The organism is Pseudomonas sp. 9.1(2019) (assembly GCF_009910445.1).
GTDB classification, from domain to species: Bacteria; Pseudomonadota; Gammaproteobacteria; order Pseudomonadales; family Pseudomonadaceae; genus Aquipseudomonas; species Aquipseudomonas paraversuta.
Window position 1 is genome coordinate 232,254 of record NZ_VBWF01000002.1, and the last position, 18,051, is coordinate 250,304.

Sequence of the window (18,051 nt, forward strand, 5' to 3'; positions counted from 1 at the left end):
TTTTGCCTGATGCCAATTACTCTGCGATCAACCATTCCATCTGAAAGCCGCCCTGGGTCTGCCCCAGATGCTTGGCCAGCCACGGCATCAACTCACGCAGCTCTTCTTCCAGCCCCCACGGCGGATTGGCAATGGCCAGGCCGGAGCCATTGAGGCTGCCAGGGGTGTCCAGAGGGTGCACGAACAACTCGACCTGAAGCAATTTCGGCGCACCTGAACCTGCCAGGTCCTGATAGAAGCGACGCAACTGGCGCTTGTCCTTGATCGGGTACCAGATCGCCACCACGGTTTGACGCATACGGCTGATCGCATCTTTCAGCGATTCGGCGCAGCGCTTCATCTCATCGAGCTTTTCAAACGGCGGGTCGATCAGCATCAGTCCGCGCTTCTCGGCCACTGGCAGCAGTGCCCGCGGCACATGCCAGCCTTCACCCAGATGCACCGCCACCCGCCGATCGCCTTTCATGTTGTCTTTGAGCAACACACCGTCTTCCGGGTGCTTCTCGTTCAGCAACACGCGATCCTGGGAACGGGTCAAACACCGCGCCAGCTCAGGCGAACCCGGGTAGTAGCGCAACTCGCCATCCGGGTTCATTTTGTTCAGCACCTGCATGTAATCGGCAGTCACCGCCGGCAAATTCTTCTTGCCCCACAACCGCGCAATCCCTTCCAGGTACTCACCCGTGCGATTGGCCTGGTCGCCCTTGAGGTCGTACAAGCCGATCCCGGCGTGGGTATCGAGGTAGGCAAAAGGTTGATCTTTACGCGACATCAGGGCGATGAGGCGGGTCAAGACAATGTGTTTAAAGACGTCGGCGTGGTTGCCGGCGTGGAAGGCGTGACGATAGTTCATGGTTGCTCCTGCGCAGGGGGCGAAGTTTACCCTGTGCAGCGAATAACGTCAGGGGTTAAGCCCGTGGCCGCGCCAAACGGTGCAGCCAGGCAGGGCCAGCGGTGCCGCGCAATGCAAAAAAAAGGCCCGCCTCCAAAGGAGACGGGCCTTTTCTCAAGGCCGGCAGAGCTGGCCCTGGCTCAAAACACTTAGCTGTTTTGCTGGAAATCTTTCTCGGCAGCGTCGAAGCGCTCGATCATCTTCTTGCTTGGGCCTTTGCCCATGGAGCTGACCAGCACAATGGCAATGCTGGCAAAGATGAAGCCCGGGATGATTTCGTACAGACCGAACAGGGAGAACTGCTTCCACACGATCACAGTGACTGCACCCACCAGAATACCGGCCAGCGCGCCATTGCGAGTCATGCCTTTCCACAGTACCGAGATCAGTACCACTGGACCGAAAGCAGCACCGAAGCCTGCCCAGGCATAGCTAACCAGGCCCAGAACGCGGTTCTCGGGGTTGGCAGCCAGCGCGATTGCGATCAACGCAACGGCCAGCACCATCAGACGACCGACCCACACCAGCTCTTTCTGGGAAGCATTCTTGCGCAGGAAAGATTTGTAGAAGTCCTCGGTCAGGGCGCTGGAGCACACCAGCAGCTGGCAGCTCAAGGTACTCATCACGGCCGCCAGAATGGCCGACAGCAGGACACCGGCAATCCAGGGGTTGAACAGCAGCTTGGCCAGTTCGATGAACACACGCTCAGGGTTTTCATTCACAGGACCTGCCACTTCCGGGTGTGCCGAGAAGTAAGCAATACCAAAGAAGCCCACGGCGACGGTACCGGCCAGGCACAGGATCATCCAGGTCATGGAAATGCGACGTGCCTTGGCGATCGACTTCACCGAATCGGCGGCCATGAAACGCGCCAGAATGTGCGGTTGACCGAAGTAACCCAGACCCCAGCCCATCAGCGAGATGATGCCGATGAAGGAAGTGCCCTTGAGCATGTCGAAGTTGCTTGGATCGTTGGCTTCGATTGCCAGGAAGGTGGTATCAACGCCACCCGTGGCCAGCAGCACGATAATCGGCGTCAGGATCAGCGCGAAGATCATCAGGGTTGCTTGTACGGTGTCTGTCCAGCTGACCGCCAGAAAACCACCGACGAAGGTGTAAGCGATGGTCGCTGCAGCACCGGCCCACAGCGCAGTCTCGTAAGACATGCCGAAGGTGCTTTCAAACAGGCGGGCACCGGCCACGATGCCGGAAGCGCAGTAGATGGTGAAGAACACCAGAATCACGATTGCCGAGATAATTCGCAACAGTCCGCTTTGGTCTTCAAAACGGCTGGAGAAGTAATCCGGCAGGGTCAGCGCATCACCGTTGTGCTCGGTCTGCACCCGCAGACGGCCGGCAACAAACAGCCAGTTCAGGTAGGCACCGGTCACCAGACCGATGGCAATCCAGCTTTCCGACAGCCCGGACATATAGATCGCGCCCGGCAAACCCATCAACAACCAGCCGCTCATGTCGGAGGCGCCAGCGGACAATGCAGTCACTACGCTGCCCAGGCTACGGCCACCGAGAATATAGTCAGAAAGGTTGTTGGTGGAGCGATAGGCCATAAAGCCGATCAGCACCATTGCCGAGATATAGATCACGAACGTGATCAGGGTTGGGTTACTTACAATCATTGAGTTAAGCCCTGGCATTGTTTTTATGTTTAGCGGCGGTCTGGCCGTACGCTCACAAACGTCCTGTCTGAGACGATTAACCTGGCCGCGCATTTATGACTGATGTTTCCCCAGAAAATCCACCAGCCGATGAACCAATCTGTATTTCGAGGTTGCACCTTAACCGCGGATGCTATGCAACAAAGCAAATAAGGTGCAACCAGTTTTTGCCGTCCTAGTTGCACCTTGTCGCATTTTCAACTCAATTGAGCTTTTTTGCTCCTTTTCGGAGCAAGAAGTCCCTGTTACTGCCTAAATACAACCCACCCTGTAGGAGCGAGCTTGCTCGCGAGTTTTTCCTCACAAGCCCTCAAGATCTCGCGAGCAAGCTCGCTCCTACATTCGGGTTAGACACACCGCCGATTTTTTCCGACAGAAAACGGGTTGCACTAGGTTGCACCTGCTTCAGCGCAGCGCTAATCTTGCCGCCAGCTGCTGCCACGCAAATGTGGCACCCATGAGGATAAAAATATGGCTACCACCACCCTTGGGGTCAAACTCGACGACCCAACCCGCGAGCGCCTCAAAGCCGCCGCGACCTCGATTGATCGCACGCCACACTGGCTGATCAAGCAGGCAATCTTCAATTACCTGGAAAAACTCGAGGGTGGTGCAACCCTGAATGAGTTGAGCGGCATCCCTGGCATTACCAGCGATGACGCCGACGACGCGCACGCCGATCACGCGCATCAGTGCTTCCTGGAGTTCGCAGAAAGCATCCTGCCGCAATCCGTGTTGCGCGCAGCCATCACCTCGGCCTACCGCCGTCCGGAACCGGAAGTGGTACCCATGCTGCTGGAGCAGGCACGCCTGCCCGCGCCAATGGCTGAAGCGACCCAGACCCTGGCGGCCTCGATTGCCGAAAAACTGCGCAATCAGAAGAGCGCCGGTGGCCGTGCCGGGATCGTCCAGGGCCTGCTGCAAGAGTTTTCCCTGTCGTCCCAGGAAGGCGTGGCACTGATGTGTCTGGCCGAAGCGCTGCTGCGGATCCCGGACAAAGGCACCCGTGACGCCCTGATCCGCGACAAGATCAGCACCGGCAACTGGCACCCGCACCTGGGCAACAGCCCGTCGCTGTTCGTTAACGCCGCGACCTGGGGCTTGCTGCTGACCGGCAAGCTGGTCTCGACCCATAACGAAGCAGGCCTGACCTCCTCCCTGAGCCGCATCATCGGCAAAAGCGGCGAGCCGATGATCCGCAAGGGCGTCGACATGGCCATGCGCCTGATGGGCGAACAGTTTGTAACCGGCGAAACCATCGCCGAAGCCCTGGCCAACGCCACGCGCTTTGAAGCCAAAGGCTTCCGCTATTCCTACGACATGCTCGGCGAAGCGGCCCTGACCGCCCATGACGCGCAAAAGTACCTCGCGTCTTACGAGCAGGCCATCCACTCGATCGGCAAAGCCTCCAACGGTCGCGGCATTTACGAAGGCCCGGGCATTTCGATCAAGCTGTCGGCCCTGCACCCGCGCTACAGCCGCGCCCAGTACGAACGCGTAATGGACGAGCTGTACCCGATCCTGCTGTCGCTGACCCTGCTGGCCAAACAATATGACATCGGCCTCAACATCGACGCCGAAGAAGCCGACCGTCTTGAACTGTCGCTCGACCTGCTGGAGCGTCTGTGCTTCGAGCCACAACTGAGCGGCTGGAACGGTATCGGGTTCGTGATCCAGGCTTACCAGAAGCGTTGCCCGTACGTGATCGACTACGTGATCGACCTGGCACGCCGCAGCCGTCACCGCCTGATGATCCGCCTGGTAAAAGGCGCGTACTGGGACAGCGAAATCAAGCGCGCCCAGGTCGAAGGCCTGGAAGGCTATCCGGTCTACACCCGCAAGGTGTACACCGACGTTTCCTACATTGCTTGCGCGAAAAAACTGCTGGCCGTACCTGAGGCCATCTACCCGCAGTTCGCCACGCACAACGCCCACACCCTGTCGGCCATCTACCACCTCGCCGGTCAGAACTACTACCCGGGTCAGTACGAGTTCCAGTGCCTGCACGGCATGGGCGAACCTCTGTACGAGCAAGTGGTAGGCAAGGTTTCCGAAGGCAAGCTGAACCGTCCGTGCCGCGTGTACGCACCGGTCGGCACCCACGAAACCCTGCTGGCGTACCTGGTACGTCGCCTGCTGGAAAACGGCGCGAACACCTCGTTCGTCAACCGCATCGCCGACCACTCGATTTCGATCCACCAGTTGGTGGCCGATCCAGTGAGCCAGATCGAGCAGATGGCGACCGCGGAAGGCGGCTTCGGCTTGCCGCACCCGCGCATCCCGCTGCCGCGTGACCTGTACGGTAGCGAACGCGCCAACTCCAGCGGCATCGACATGGCCAACGAACACCGTCTGGCGTCGCTGTCCTGCGCCCTGCTGGCCTCGGCCCATAACGACTGGAAAGCCGCGCCAATGCTCGGCTGCCCGTCGAGCAACGAAGTGGCTGCAGCGGTACTCAACCCGTCCGACCTGCGTGACATCGTCGGTTACGTGCAAGAAGCCACGATTGAAGACGCCGACAACGCCATCCAGTGTGCCCTGAGCACAGCCCCGATCTGGCAGGCCACCCCGCCCGCCGAGCGCGCGGCGATTCTGGAGCGTGCTGCCGACCTGATGGAAGCCGAGATCCAGCCACTGATGGGCCTGCTGGCCCGTGAAGCCGGCAAGACCTTCGCCAACGCCATCGCCGAAGTCCGTGAAGCGGTCGACTTCCTGCGTTACTACGCAGTGCAGGCACGCAACGATCTGACCAACGACGCCCACCGCCCGCTGGGCCCGGTGGTCTGCATCAGCCCGTGGAACTTCCCGCTGGCCATCTTCAGCGGCCAGGTGGCTGCAGCGCTGGCTGCCGGCAACCCGGTACTGGCCAAGCCTGCGGAACAAACGCCGCTGGTGGCTGCCCAGGCGGTACGCATTCTGCTCGAAGCCGGTATTCCCGAGGGCGTGCTGCAATTGCTGCCGGGCCGTGGCGAAACCGTAGGTGCCCGTCTGGTCGGTGACGATCGGGTCAAGGGTGTGATGTTCACCGGCTCCACCGAAGTCGCACGCTTGCTGCAACGCAACGTGGCCGGCCGCCTGGATGCCCAGGGCCGTCCAATCCCGCTGATCGCCGAAACCGGCGGCCAGAACGCCATGATCGTCGACTCCTCGGCACTCACCGAACAAGTGGTCATCGACGTGGTGTCCTCGGCCTTCGACAGCGCCGGTCAGCGTTGCTCTGCCCTGCGCGTACTGTGCCTGCAGGAAGACTCGGCAGACCGCGTCATCGAAATGCTCAAAGGTGCCATGGCCGAATCGCGCATGGGCAACCCGGAACGTCTGAACGTGGACATTGGCCCGGTGATCGACGCCGAAGCCAAGGCCGGAATCGAACAGCACATCCAGGGCATGCGTGATAAAGGGCGCAATGTCTACCAGATGGCCATTGCCGACATCGAAGAGTGCAAACGCGGCACCTTCGTGATGCCGACCCTGATTGAGCTGGAAAGCTTTGACGAGCTGGAACGCGAAATCTTCGGCCCGGTCCTGCACGTGGTGCGCTACAAGCGCAAAGACATCGACCAGCTGATCGCACAGATCAACGCTTCGGGTTACGGCCTGACGCTGGGCGTGCACACCCGTATCGACGAAACCATCGCCAAGGTGGTCAACAACGTCAATGCCGGTAACGTCTACGTCAACCGCAACATCGTAGGCGCCGTGGTCGGCGTGCAACCCTTTGGCGGTGAAGGCCTGTCCGGCACCGGCCCGAAAGCCGGCGGCCCGCTGTACCTGTACCGCCTGCTGTCGACCCGTCCGGCCAACGCGATCGAACAATCGTTCGCCAAAGTCGACGCCATCACCGTACCGGACACCCAGGCCCGCGAAGCGCTGAGCAAACCGCTGCACGCCCTGCAAGCCTGGGCCAGCAGCAACCAGCAAGCGGCGCTGGCTGAACTGTGCGCCGAGTACGAGGCTCACTCGCAAAGCGGCATCACCCGCCTGCTCAACGGCCCGACCGGCGAACGCAACAGCTACGCCATCCTGCCGCGCGAGCACGTACTGTGCCTGGCCGAAGTTGAAACTGACCTGCTGACCCAGCTGGCTGCGGTCCTGGCCGTAGGCAGCTCGGCAGTCCTGCCGGAAAGCGAACTGGCCAAAGCACTGGTTGCACGCCTGCCAAAAGAAGTGAAGGCGCGCATTACCCTGGTGCCTGACTGGACCAAGGACGATGTCATCTTCGACGCCGTTGTCCATCACGGCGACTGCGATCAGCTGCGTGACGTCTGCCAGCAAGTGGCAAAACGTCCGGGCGCCATCGTTGGCGTACAGGGTCTGTCCCAAGGCGAAACCAGCATCGCCCTGGAACGCCTGGTGATCGAGCGCGCACTGAGCGTCAACACCGCTGCCGCTGGCGGTAACGCAAGCTTGATGACAATCGGCTGATAGCAGGCTGAAACGCGAAAACCGGACGCCCTCACAGGGGTCCGGTTTTTTTATGTCTGCATAAACCTGCGGGTGGCCGTTCAGGCCCGGACGGCGAACACGATATAAACCACCAGCGCCATGCACATCCCGCCCAAGAGCGTCCACAGCACATCGCCGCTGCTGAAACCGTGATTACCCAGGCCCTGCGGGTCATCGGCCAATATATTGATTGCGCGCTGGGCGCCGATGAACAGGAACAGGCTACCTGCCATCAGCACGGCATCCACCACCAACACAAAAACCGTGTCCGAAGGACGATCAAAGAATAAAGACAGCAGAATGCAAATCATGACCACCAGCATGATCAGCAACCCTCTGGCCTCGCAATACCAGAAATACCCCCGCCCCCTGATATCCAGGCTTCGCTGGATGTTGTCAAACAGCTCGAGAATGAAAAAGGGCCAGAACAGGCCGCGCATGACCGGCATGATAGGGGCCCCGCCAATACCTTTGAAGCACGCCCAGTTGCGGTAAGACCAATAGAAAATGTACCCGCCACCGGTCAGAAGATATAACAGTACAAACTTGGTAACTGACACGACGTACAGCGGGTACGGGCCGTCAAACAGTGCCCGCTTTCCATCCGGCGCACACGTGTTATGCGCAGTGGTGGGTTTCATGACTGTGCCACTCCTTAATAAAAAAGAGATGTACAGATACAACCCGCCCAGCCAAAAAAATGCAGGACTTTTCCATTTCTTCCGTATGCAAGTTCCTCTGAGCCGGATGTAAAAGATTTATCAGGTCCTGCCCGCCTCAACCCCTGGCGCAATCATGCCCGGCAAAACCTTTTTGACAGCCCGCCAAGAACGCAGGTTAGAATCGCTGGCACGCAGACTGCATAAGCCGTTTGCGCCCTGTCTTGTAGGTTTCCTGGAGTACTGCCTTTGAATGCGACGACCATCAACAGCCTGTTCTTGATCGGCGCGTTGCTGGTAGGTGCAAGCATTCTGGTGAGCTCACTGTCCTCGCGTCTGGGCATCCCGATTCTGGTCATCATCCTTGCGGTGGGCATGACAGCGGGGGTCGATGGCGGCGGGATTATTTTCGACAATTACCCCACTGCGTATCTGGTAGGCAACCTCGCCCTGGCGGTGATCCTGCTCGACGGCGGCCTGCGCACCCGGGTCTCGAGTTTCCGGGTGGCGTTATGGCCCGCACTCTCGCTGGCCACGGTCGGGGTAATGATCACCACCGGCCTGACCGGCATGATGGCGGCCTGGCTGTTCAACCTGAACATGATTCAAGGCCTGTTGATCGGCGCCATTGTCGGCTCCACCGATGCGGCTGCAGTGTTCTCGCTACTGGGCGGCAAAGGCCTGAACGAACGGGTCTCGGCCAGTCTCGAAATCGAGTCCGGCAGCAACGACCCGATGGCGGTGTTCCTCACCGTGACCCTGATCGACATGCTCGCCAGCGGCGAAACCAGCCTGCACTGGAGCCTGCTGCTCAACTTGCTGCGCGAATTCGCCATCGGCGGCGCGGTGGGCCTGGCGGGTGGCTGGCTGCTGCTGCAAATGGTCAACCGCATCCATCTGGCCAACGGCCTGTACCCGATTCTGGTGGTAGCGGGCGGGCTGGTGGTCTTCGCCCTGACCAACGCCCTGCATGGCAGCGGCTTCCTCGCGGTTTACCTGTGCGGTCTGGTGATCGGCAACAGCCCGATTCGCAGCCGCCACGGCATTTTGCACATGCTCGACGGCATGGCCTGGCTGGCCCAGATCGGCATGTTCCTGGTACTGGGTTTGCTGGTCACCCCCCACGACTTGCTGCCCATCGCGGTACCGGCCCTGGCCCTGGCATTGTGGATGATTCTGTTCGCACGCCCGCTGTCGGTGATGGTCGGCCTGCTGCCCTTCAAGGCCTTCCACGGGCGCGAAAAAGCCTTTATCTCCTGGGTTGGCCTGCGCGGCGCGGTACCCATCATTCTGGCGGTGTTCCCGCTGATGGCCGGCTTGCCCAATGCACAGCTGTATTTCAACCTGGCGTTCTTTATCGTACTGGTGTCCCTTCTGGTGCAAGGCACCAGCCTGCCCTGGGTCGCCAAACTGCTGAAGGTCACGGTTCCGCCGGATCTGGCTCCCGTGTCCCGCGCAGCACTTGAGGTCCACCCCACCAGTGAGTGGGAACTGTTCGTTTACCGGCTCGACGCACAAAACTGGTGCATCGGTGCCGCCCTGCGGGAACTGAAAATGCCGGAGGGCACCCGTATCGCTGCCCTGTTCCGCGATCAGAAATTGCTCCATCCGTCGGGCAGTACCACCCTCGAAATCGGCGATCTGCTCTGTGTGATCGGTCACGAACACAACTTGCCGGCCCTGGGCAAGCTGTTCAGCCTGCCGCCGACCCGAGGCCTGGATCTGCGTTTCTTCGGCGACTTTGTGCTCGAAGGCGACGCCCGGCTGGGTGCTGTGTCGGCGCTGTACGGTCTCAAGCTCGACGGCATCGATCCCGACCTGCCCCTCAGCAGCTTCATTGCCCAGAAAGTCGGCGGCGCTCCGGTGGTCGGCGACCAGGTGGAGTGGAACAACACCATTTGGACAGTGGCCGTCATGGACGGGAACAAGATAGGCAAAGTAGGCGTCAGATTCCCCGAAGGAAGTGCCCCGGGACCGGGGTTGTTCCTCTAAACTCCAACTTTTCGCCCCTTGTCTGACCGGTATCTATGCCAACTCTGCGCACGTTTTTCGCAACAGTCCTGCTCGGCCTGAGCCTTAGTGTCGGGATGCTCCAGGCCGCCGAGCCGCCCTCCGCCGAGGCGGTACAGCAAAGCCTGGACAAAATAGCTGATCGCAAACTGCCAGAGGCCGACCAGAAAGCCTTGCAGACGGTGCTGCAGCAGACCCTCAGTCTGCTGGCCAACAAAGCCGATTACGAACAGCGCCTGAACGATGTCAAAGAACTGCTGGCCAATGCACCACGCCAAACCACTGAAAACCAGCGGGAACTGGCGCGGCTCAAGGCCACCAAACCCCTGCCGGTAGCCCAGCGCTACAGTGGCCTGAGCGTGCCGCAGCTGGAGCAGATGCTGGCGGACCGCACCACACAACAGGGCGAGCTGCAAAAGGCCCTGGCCAGCGCCAACAGCCAGAGCATCGCGGCGCAAACCCGGCCGGAGCGGGCCCAGGCTGAAATCAGCAACAGTCAGACCCGCATCCAGGAAATCAGTAACATCCTTAAACTCGGTCGCGACAATGGCAAATTGCTCAACGCCGACCAGCGCAACCAGCTCAACGCCGAATCCGCTTCGCTCACCGCATTGATTGCCCTGCGCCGTCAGGAACTGGCGGGCAACAGCCAGCTGCAAGACCTGAGCGGTAGCCAGCATGATCTATTGCTGGAAAAAACCACGCGTCAGGATCAGGAAATCCAGGAGCTGCAAACCCTGATCAACCAGAAGCGTCTGGCCTACTCCCAGCAGACCGTGACCGAACAGTCCATCGAAGCGCAAAAATCAGGCAGCAGCAGCCTGCTGGCGACCGAAAGCGCGATCAACCTCAAGCTCTCGGACTACCTGTTACGCAGCACCGACCGTCTCAACGAAGTCACCCAACAGAACCTCGAAACCAAGCAACTGCTCGATAGCGTCACCCAGAGCGATCAGGCGCTGGATGAACAGATCAGCGTGCTCAAAGGCAGCCTGTTGCTGTCCAAGATTCTCTACAAACAAAAGCAGGCCCTGCCCCGCCTGCAGAAAATGGACAAAAACCTGGCGGATGAAATTGCCGATATTCGCCTGTATCAGTTCGAGATCAATCAGCAGCGCGAGATGATCAGCAACCCGACGACCTACGTCGACAACCTGCTGTCGACTCAACCTGCCGATCAGGTAACCCCGCAACTGCGTAAAACCCTGCTGGAGCTGGTCAACACCCGCGGCGACCTGCTGGACCGCCTGAACCGCGAATTGAGCTCGCTGCTCAACGAGTCGATCACCCTGCAACTCAACCAGAAGCAACTGCTCAGCACCTCCCAGAGCCTGCGCGCCACACTCGATGAGCAGATGTTCTGGATCCCCAGCAATAAACCGCTGGACCTGGAATGGCTGCAAGGTGCGCCACGGCAACTGGAGCGGCAGGTCATTACCCTGCCCTGGACTTCAAGCTTCAGCGAAGTCGCCGAGGGTTTGTCCAAGCGCCCGCTGCTGTTCCTGCCATTTTTGCTGCTGATGGTGGCCTTGCTGTGGAAGCGCAGATACCTGTACGGCAAGCTGAATAAAATCCACCAGGACATCGGTCACTTCAAACGCGACAGTCAATGGCACACGCCACTGGCGATCCTGATCAACATCCTGCTGGCGATGCCGGTCTCCCTGGCGCTGGCCCTGTGCGGTTATGCCCTGCAGATTGATGCCCGGGGAATGAACAGCAACACCGGCGCGGCCCTGATTCAAATGGCCGAAGCCTGGTTGGTGTTCTACACCGCGTACCGCATCCTGGCCCCCGGCGGCGTGGCCGAGCTGCATTTCCGCTGGGACAAACCGCTGGTTGAATTCCTCCAGAACTGGATCCGCAAGCTCGGCTTTGTGGTGCTGGCACTGGTGGCCGTGGTCGCCTTTGCCGAACAACAACCGGCCGCACTGGCCGAAGACGTGCTGGGCATTCTCGTGGTCCTGAGCTGCTACGCCGCCATGGCCTGGCTGCTGATGCGCCTGCTACTCAACGACAAGACCGAGAAAAAAGCCTATCGGCTGCGCAAATTCCTCGGTTTTCTGTTTGCCATCCTGCCCATCGCCCTGTTTGTGGCCGTGTGCTTTGGCTATTACTACACCGCCCTCAAACTCAGCGACCGCCTGATCAACACCCTGTACCTGCTGATGCTGTGGATGGTGGTCGAGGCCGCCTTCGTTCGCGGTCTGGCCGTGGCGGCGCGACGCCTGGCCTATCAGCGTGCGCTGGCAAAACGCCAGGCCGCCAAGGAAGCCGGCGAAGGCAATGACATCATCATTGAAGAACCGACCCTGGACATCGAACAGGTCAATCAGCAGTCGCTACGCCTGATTCGCCTGGCCTTGCTCGCGGCCTTTATCGGCGTGCTGTATTGGGTGTGGGCCGACCTGATCTCGGTCTTTTCCTACCTCGACAACATCACCCTCTACGAGTACACCAGCGGCACCGGTGCCAACATGAGCATGGTGCCCATCAGTATTGGCGATATGGTCGGTGCGCTGATCATCATCGGCATCAGCATTGCACTGGCGCGCAACCTGCCCGGCCTGCTTGAAGTACTGGTGCTGTCGCGGCTCGATCTGGGCCAGGGTAGCGCCTATGCCACCACCACCTTGCTGACCTACGTGATCATCGGCATCGGCTTTGTGTCCACCCTGTCGACCCTCGGCGTGAGCTGGGACAAGTTGCAATGGCTGGTGGCCGCACTCTCGGTGGGCCTGGGGTTCGGCATGCAGGAAATCTTCGCCAACTTTATCTCCGGCATCATGATCCTGTTCGAGCGCCCGGTGCGCATTGGCGACACCATCACCATCGGCAACCTGTCGGGCACCGTGAGCAAGATCCGCATCCGTGCGACCACCATCACCGACTTCGACCGCAAGGACATCATCGTCCCGAACAAGACCTTCATCACCGGGCAACTGATCAACTGGTCGCTGACCGACACCATCACCCGCGTCACCCTCAAGCTCGGTGTCGACTACGGCTCAGACCTGGATCTGGTGAAACACCTGCTGCTCAAGGCCGCCCAGGAAAACCCGCGAGTGCTCAAAGAGCCGGAGCCTCACGTGTACTTCCTCAATTTCGGCGCCAGCACCCTGGACCACGAACTGCGCATGCACGTGCGGGACCTGGGTGACCGCAACCCGGTAATCGACGAAGTGAACCGCTTTATCAACCGCGAGTTCAAGAACCATCACATCAACATCTCGTTCCAGCAGATGGAGGTGTACCTGAAAAACCTCCAGGGCCAGGAGTACAAACTGGTACCGGTCGGCCCGGAAGCACCGCCCGAGCCGCCACCGCCGCAAAAGCCGCAACTGGGCAAGCTGGACTGATCACTGCCCCCTGCAGGAGCGAGCTTTTCCATATAGCCGCACAGAGCTCGCTCCTACAGACGACACGCCCCCCATTTCTCACTGGAGACGGTCATTGAAAGCCCTCGACGAACTGACCTTCGATAACCGTTTCGCCCGCCTGGGTGACGCCTTTTCGACCCATGTGCTGCCAGAACCCATCGACGCGCCACGCCTGGTAGTTGCCAGCGATGCGGCCATGGCCCTGCTCGACCTTGATCCGGCTGTCGCCCAGGACCCGGTATTCGCCCGGCTGTTTGGCGGCCACACCCTGTGGGCCGACGCCGAACCCCGCGCCATGGTCTATTCCGGCCACCAGTTCGGTTCCTACAACCCGCGCCTGGGTGACGGTCGCGGGCTGCTGCTGGGCGAGGTATACAACCAGGCCGGCGAGCATTGGGACTTGCACCTCAAAGGCGCCGGCATGACACCCTGGTCGCGTATGGGCGATGGCCGCGCCGTGCTGCGTTCATCGATCCGCGAATTCCTCGCCAGCGAAGCGCTGCATGCACTGGGCATCCCGAGCAGCCGTGCCCTGTGCGTGATCGGTTCCGACACCCCGGTGTGGCGCGAGAAACAGGAGCGCGCGGCCATGGTCCTGCGTCTGGCGCAGAGCCACATACGCTTCGGGCATTTCGAGTATTTCTACTACACCAAGCAACCCGAGCAGCAGAAGCAGCTAGGCGAACACGTCCTGGCGCTGCACTTCCCCGAGTGCCTGGAGCAGCCGGAGCCGTATCTGGCGATGTTCCGCGAGATTGTCGAGCGCAACGCCGAACTGATTGCCAAATGGCAGGCCTACGGCTTTTGCCACGGGGTGATGAACACCGACAACATGTCGATTCTGGGCATCACCTTCGACTTCGGCCCCTTCGCCTTCCTCGACGACTTCGACGCCAACTTCATCTGCAACCATTCCGACCATGAAGGGCGTTACTCCTTCAGCAACCAGGTGCCCATCGGCCAATGGAACCTCAGTGCACTGGCCCAGGCGCTGACGCCGTTCATCAGTGTCGAAGCACTGCGAGAAACCCTGGGCCTGTTCCTGCCGCTGTACCAGGCCCATTACACCGACCTGATGCGCCGCCGCCTGGGTCTGACCAGCGCTGAAGAGGGTGATCAAAAACTGATCGAAACCCTGCTGCAGCGCATGCAAGGCAGCGCCATCGACTACAGCTTGTTCTTCCGTCGCCTGGGTGATGAACCCGCTGCACAGGCCGTAGCCCGGCTGCGTGACGAGTTTGTCGACCTCAAGGGCTTTGACGAGTGGGCGGCGCAGTATGTTGACCGGGTGGCGCGTGACGGCTCGAACGATCAACACGCCCGGCGTGAGCGCATGCACGGGGTGAATCCGCTGTACATCCTGCGCAACTATCTGGCGCAAAAGGCCATCGATGCGGCTGAAGCGGGGGACTACAGCGAAGTACGGCGCCTGCACCAGGTGCTGACCCAACCGTTCACCGAACAACCGGGCATGCAGGGTTATGCCGAACGCCCGCCCGAATGGGGCAAGCATCTGGAGATCAGTTGTTCGTCATGAAATCCATGGGAATGCCCCTGCCCCCGGATTGTGTGCAGATAGATCATGGCCAGTGGCGTGCCAGACCATCATCTGCTGAACTGCACCTTCCAAAGACATGCACATGACCTGTGGCAGCTGGCTTGCCAGCGATTGGTTGGCACCTGCAACCATCCCGATTCCGGAGTATTTGAAATGACAGACCCGCTACTCATCCCCTGCCCCCACTGCAACGGCCTGAACCGCATTCCCGCTGCGCGCGTGGGCGAACAGCCAAAGTGCGGACGCTGCAAGAACGAGATTCTGCTCACCCGGCCTTTCGACTTGAAGCAAGCCGACTACAGCAGTCAGATCAAGGGCGATCTGCCGTTATTGGTGGATGTGTGGGCTGAGTGGTGCGGGCCGTGCAAGGCGTTTGCGCCCGTATTTGAACAGGCCGCCAGCCAGTTGCTGGGGAAATGCCGTCTGGCCAAACTCGACAGCGAAGCCAATCAGCAATTGGCCACGCAACTGGGGATTCGCTCGATCCCCAGTCTGATCCTGTACAAAAACGGCCAGGAGGTTGCCCGTCAAAGCGGCGCCTTCCCCTTGCAGCAACTCAAGGCTTGGCTGCAAAGCCACGGCATCAGCGCTTAAGCGTTCTGGTCCAGGTAGTCGTGCAACTCGACAAATTGCTGGGTCAGTTTGTGTCGCGGATCAAAGTAGACCAGCGGTTGACTGGCCTGATGGGATTCGCGCATACGCACTGAGTTGCTCAGGTACACCGGCAGCACGGGCAGGCCTTCAGCAATCAGCTCATCGAGCATTTGCTGGGGCAGGCTGGCACGGGCCTGGAACTGGTTGACCACTATGCCTTCAACCAGCAGGTCTGGATTGTGGTCTTCTTTCAACTCTTCGATTTCCGCCAGCAGGCCGTACAGGGCCTGACGCGAAAAGCTGTCACAGTCGAAAGGGATCAGTACCCGATCGCAGGCGATCAGCGCCGATACGGCATAGAAATTCAAGGCTGGCGGAGTATCGACATAAATCCGGTCATAGTCTTCGGCCAGTTCATCGAGCAACTTTCGCAACTTGTTGATCTTGTGCTTGGCTTCCAGCTTTGGTTGCAGGTCAGCCAGTTCGCAAGTGGCGGTAATGACATGCAAGTTGTCGAACGGGGTTTCGTAAATATCGACCCGGTTTTTCTTGCTGCCCACACCGGCTGACAAACTGTGCTTAAAGAAGTCGGCGATCCCCATGGGGATGTCCTCGCCCGTGAGCCCGGTAAGGTATTGAGTGGAGTTGGCCTGAGCATCCAGGTCCACCAATAGTGTGCGATAGCCCTCACTGGCGCTGACTGCAGCCAGGTTGCAGGCGATGCTGGACTTGCCCACACCACCCTTTTGATTGAACACCACGCGACGCATTTCAAAACCTCCGTGTATCAATAAGTGCCCGAGTGTAGATGTCATTTGTGACGCTTCGCTACCTTGCAGCGAAATGAGCTACGACTCCAGCGAACATATCTCTGTTTTGGAAGTCATAAACACTATCCCTGGCTCAATAATGGCAAAAAGACAGCTTCTCTCCCGAACTGCGGAAAAAACCCTGCCCAAACTGCAAGGGATGTTTGCTACGAGCCAACTGCACCGGGATAATGCTGCCACTCTGTAATAGGTGCCGCATTGATCGCTGCCTACCTTCGCATCAAGGAAGCCCGCAAGGGCGGGATAGACCTCCAGTGATTAATTTCAATATTGCCGCATGGCGCGCCTGGGCTCCGGGCCTCGACAGCGTGGCCGATTGGCAGGCCTGGAGCCAGCAACCCCGCCTGCTCGACGCCAGCGATAGCGCCCCCGACGTCTCGTTTCTACCCGCCATGCAGCGCCGTCGCCTCAGCCGTCTGGCACGCATGGCGTTCAGCGTCGGCTGGCCCCTGGCAGAAGGTCTCGAAGCCTTGCCACTGGTGTTTGTCTCGCGTCACGGCGAAACCCCGCGCACCTTCGACATTCTCAGCGACCTTGGCGCGGGGCAGCCGCTGTCGCCCACTCAGTTCAGCCTCTCGGTGCACAACGCCGTGATTGGCCTGTGGTCGATCATGCGTGGCGAGACCAGCGAAATGACAGCCGTCGCCGCTGCCGGCGACGGCCTGGAACACGGCCTGATCGAAGCCTGCGCACTGCTGCATGAGGGCGCCCCCGCCGTATTGCTGGTGATCACCGAAGAGCAGCCTCCCGAGGCCTATGCCCGCTGGATCGACGATGTACCCTTTCCCTATGCCGTGGGCCTGCTGCTGACGCCGGGCGAACAATGGCAGGTGTCACTCAGCGCCGCCCCTCCCGGCGCCCCCCGAACCCGCTGGCCCCACGCCCTGGAACTGTTGCGTCACCTGCTCGCCGGGCACACCTCGTTCCAACACGCCTGGAAAAGCCGTGTCTGGAACTGGCAACGCACTCCGTGAGCCCGCGCAGCGACGGATATTACTCGCGCCTGTTTGCCACCGCGGTGAGCTTCACGCTGTTCGGGCTCGGCGGCCTGAGCCTGCGCCTGGTGGTATTCCCGCTTCTGAGTTGCCTGCCCGGCGATGCCGTGCGCCACCGGCAACGTGCGCGTTACACCGTCAGCCGACTGTTCTGGCTGTTTATCCGCTTTATGACGCGCACCGGCGTGCTGAGCTATGAAGTCCATGGCGCAGAGCGCCTGGGCCGGCCCGGGCAGATGATCATTGCCAACCATCCGTCGCTTATTGACGTGGTGTTTTTGATCGGCCTTATGCGCGACACCAACTGCGTGGTCAAACAAAGCCTGTGGCAAAACCCGTTCACCCGCAGCCCGGTGCGGGCCACGCAATACATCAGCAATGACGGCAGTGTCGACATGCTCGACAACGCCGCCGGGGCGCTCAAAGAAGGCCAGACCCTGATTATTTTCCCGGAAGGGACGCGCACCCGGCCCGGCCACGCACCTGCCTTTCATCGCGGCGCCGCCGCCATTGCGCTGCGGGGTGCGAAGATCCTCACCCCGGTGGTGATAACGGTCAATCCAACCTCGCTGACCAAGGCTGAACCCTGGTATCGGATCCCCAATCGACGCATGCACTTCAGCTTTCGGGTCGGGGCCGATATAGATCCACAAACCTTTGCCGCACTTGGCCCGCCGCCCAAAGCGTCGCGCCTGCTAAACGACTTCGTGCATAACTATTTCATTAAGGAGCTCGCCATAGATGAGCGATCTGAACCGTGACATCAAACAGCTGATCATTGACGCCCTGGGTCTGGAAGACATCAGCGTCAGCGATATTGGCGACGAGCAAACCCTGTTTGGCGAAGGCCTGGGGCTGGACTCGGTCGACGCCCTGGAACTGGGCCTGGCGATTCAAAAAACCTACGGCATCAAAATAGACGCCGACGCCAAAGACACGCGCAATCACTTTTCCAACGTGGCCAGCCTTGCGGCTTTTGTCACCGCCAAACAGGCTGCCTGAGACCGAACC

12 protein-coding genes are annotated in these 18,051 nt (G+C 60.1%); 8 read left to right on the top strand and 4 right to left on the bottom strand.

Annotation, left to right across the window (positions count from 1 at the left end; genetic code table 11):
- Positions 1-16: 16 nt before the first annotated feature.
- Positions 17-853, bottom strand: coding sequence for a 23S rRNA (adenine(2030)-N(6))-methyltransferase RlmJ (locus FEZ21_RS01755; protein ID WP_003438881.1), 837 nt, complete (start codon positions 851-853; stop codon positions 17-19).
- Between the two features lie 188 nt (positions 854-1,041).
- Positions 1,042-2,529, bottom strand: a complete 1,488-nt coding sequence (gene putP, locus FEZ21_RS01760; RefSeq protein ID WP_003438880.1) for a sodium/proline symporter PutP — start codon at positions 2,527-2,529, stop codon at positions 1,042-1,044.
- Positions 2,530-3,039: 510 nt separating this feature from the next.
- Between putP and putA the strand changes: the two genes are divergently transcribed.
- On the top strand, positions 3,040-6,993 hold the full coding sequence (gene putA / locus FEZ21_RS01765) for a trifunctional transcriptional regulator/proline dehydrogenase/L-glutamate gamma-semialdehyde dehydrogenase (RefSeq protein ID WP_160626313.1): 3,954 nt from the start codon (positions 3,040-3,042) through the stop codon (positions 6,991-6,993).
- Positions 6,994-7,073: 80 nt separating this feature from the next.
- Here putA and FEZ21_RS01770 read toward each other — a convergent pair whose 3' ends face one another.
- Complete coding sequence (locus FEZ21_RS01770; protein ID WP_003438878.1) at positions 7,074-7,655, bottom strand: hypothetical protein; 582 nt, start codon at positions 7,653-7,655, stop codon at positions 7,074-7,076.
- A 267-nt stretch (positions 7,656-7,922) separates the two neighbouring features.
- On the opposite strand from FEZ21_RS01770, the gene FEZ21_RS01775 reads away from it, so the two are divergent.
- From FEZ21_RS01775 to trxC, 4 genes are all read left to right on the top strand, one after another.
- On the top strand, positions 7,923-9,665 hold the full coding sequence (locus FEZ21_RS01775) for a potassium/proton antiporter (RefSeq protein ID WP_003438877.1): 1,743 nt from the start codon (positions 7,923-7,925) through the stop codon (positions 9,663-9,665).
- Between the two features lie 35 nt (positions 9,666-9,700).
- Positions 9,701-13,042 carry a mechanosensitive channel MscK gene (gene mscK / locus FEZ21_RS01780; protein ID WP_029612537.1) on the top strand — a complete coding sequence of 1,114 codons (3,342 nt, stop codon included), beginning with the start codon at positions 9,701-9,703 and terminating at the stop codon, positions 13,040-13,042.
- Between the two features lie 94 nt (positions 13,043-13,136).
- Positions 13,137-14,600: a protein adenylyltransferase SelO gene (selO, locus tag FEZ21_RS01785; protein ID WP_160626315.1), complete on the top strand. Its 1,464-nt coding sequence runs from the start codon at positions 13,137-13,139 to the stop codon at positions 14,598-14,600.
- Between the two features lie 174 nt (positions 14,601-14,774).
- On the top strand, positions 14,775-15,215 hold the full coding sequence (gene trxC / locus FEZ21_RS01790; RefSeq protein WP_003438874.1) for a thioredoxin TrxC: 441 nt from the start codon (positions 14,775-14,777) through the stop codon (positions 15,213-15,215).
- Here the strand turns inward: trxC and FEZ21_RS01795 are convergent.
- Positions 15,212-15,985, bottom strand: coding sequence for a ParA family protein (locus FEZ21_RS01795; RefSeq protein WP_003438872.1), 774 nt, complete (start codon positions 15,983-15,985; stop codon positions 15,212-15,214). The genes trxC and FEZ21_RS01795 overlap by 4 nt on opposite strands.
- Positions 15,986-16,299: 314 nt before the next feature.
- Here FEZ21_RS01795 and FEZ21_RS01800 point away from each other — a divergent pair, with 314 nt between their 5' ends.
- From FEZ21_RS01800 to FEZ21_RS01810, 3 genes are read left to right on the top strand one after another with little or no spacing between them, the layout of a single operon-like run.
- A complete protein-coding gene (locus FEZ21_RS01800; protein WP_160626317.1) occupies positions 16,300-17,019 on the top strand; it encodes a beta-ketoacyl synthase chain length factor in 720 nt (239 codons plus the stop codon).
- Entirely contained in the window at positions 16,995-17,801 is an 807-nt protein-coding gene (locus FEZ21_RS01805) for a 1-acyl-sn-glycerol-3-phosphate acyltransferase (protein WP_165439536.1), read from the top strand. Before FEZ21_RS01800 ends, FEZ21_RS01805 begins: the two co-directional genes overlap by 25 nt.
- A complete protein-coding gene (locus tag FEZ21_RS01810; RefSeq protein WP_003438866.1) occupies positions 17,782-18,042 on the top strand; it encodes a phosphopantetheine-binding protein in 261 nt (86 codons plus the stop codon). The genes FEZ21_RS01805 and FEZ21_RS01810 overlap by 20 nt, the downstream gene beginning before the upstream one ends.
- Positions 18,043-18,051 lie beyond the last annotated feature (9 nt).

Excerpts from the sequence above, each read along its gene's own strand:
- putP (WP_003438880.1), bottom strand. The coding sequence starts at position 2,529 with ATGATTGTAAGTAACCCAACCCTGATCACGTTCGTGATCTATATCTCG.
- FEZ21_RS01770 (WP_003438878.1), bottom strand. The coding sequence starts at position 7,655 with ATGAAACCCACCACTGCGCATAACACGTGTGCGCCGGATGGAAAGCGG.
- mscK (WP_029612537.1), top strand. The coding sequence starts at position 9,701 with ATGCCAACTCTGCGCACGTTTTTCGCAACAGTCCTGCTCGGCCTGAGC.
- trxC (WP_003438874.1), top strand. The coding sequence starts at position 14,775 with ATGACAGACCCGCTACTCATCCCCTGCCCCCACTGCAACGGCCTGAAC.
- putA (WP_160626313.1), top strand. The coding sequence starts at position 3,040 with ATGGCTACCACCACCCTTGGGGTCAAACTCGACGACCCAACCCGCGAG.
- FEZ21_RS01810 (WP_003438866.1), top strand. The coding sequence starts at position 17,782 with ATGAGCGATCTGAACCGTGACATCAAACAGCTGATCATTGACGCCCTG.
- FEZ21_RS01795 (WP_003438872.1), bottom strand. The coding sequence starts at position 15,985 with ATGCGTCGCGTGGTGTTCAATCAAAAGGGTGGTGTGGGCAAGTCCAGC.
- FEZ21_RS01755 (WP_003438881.1), bottom strand. The coding sequence starts at position 853 with ATGAACTATCGTCACGCCTTCCACGCCGGCAACCACGCCGACGTCTTT.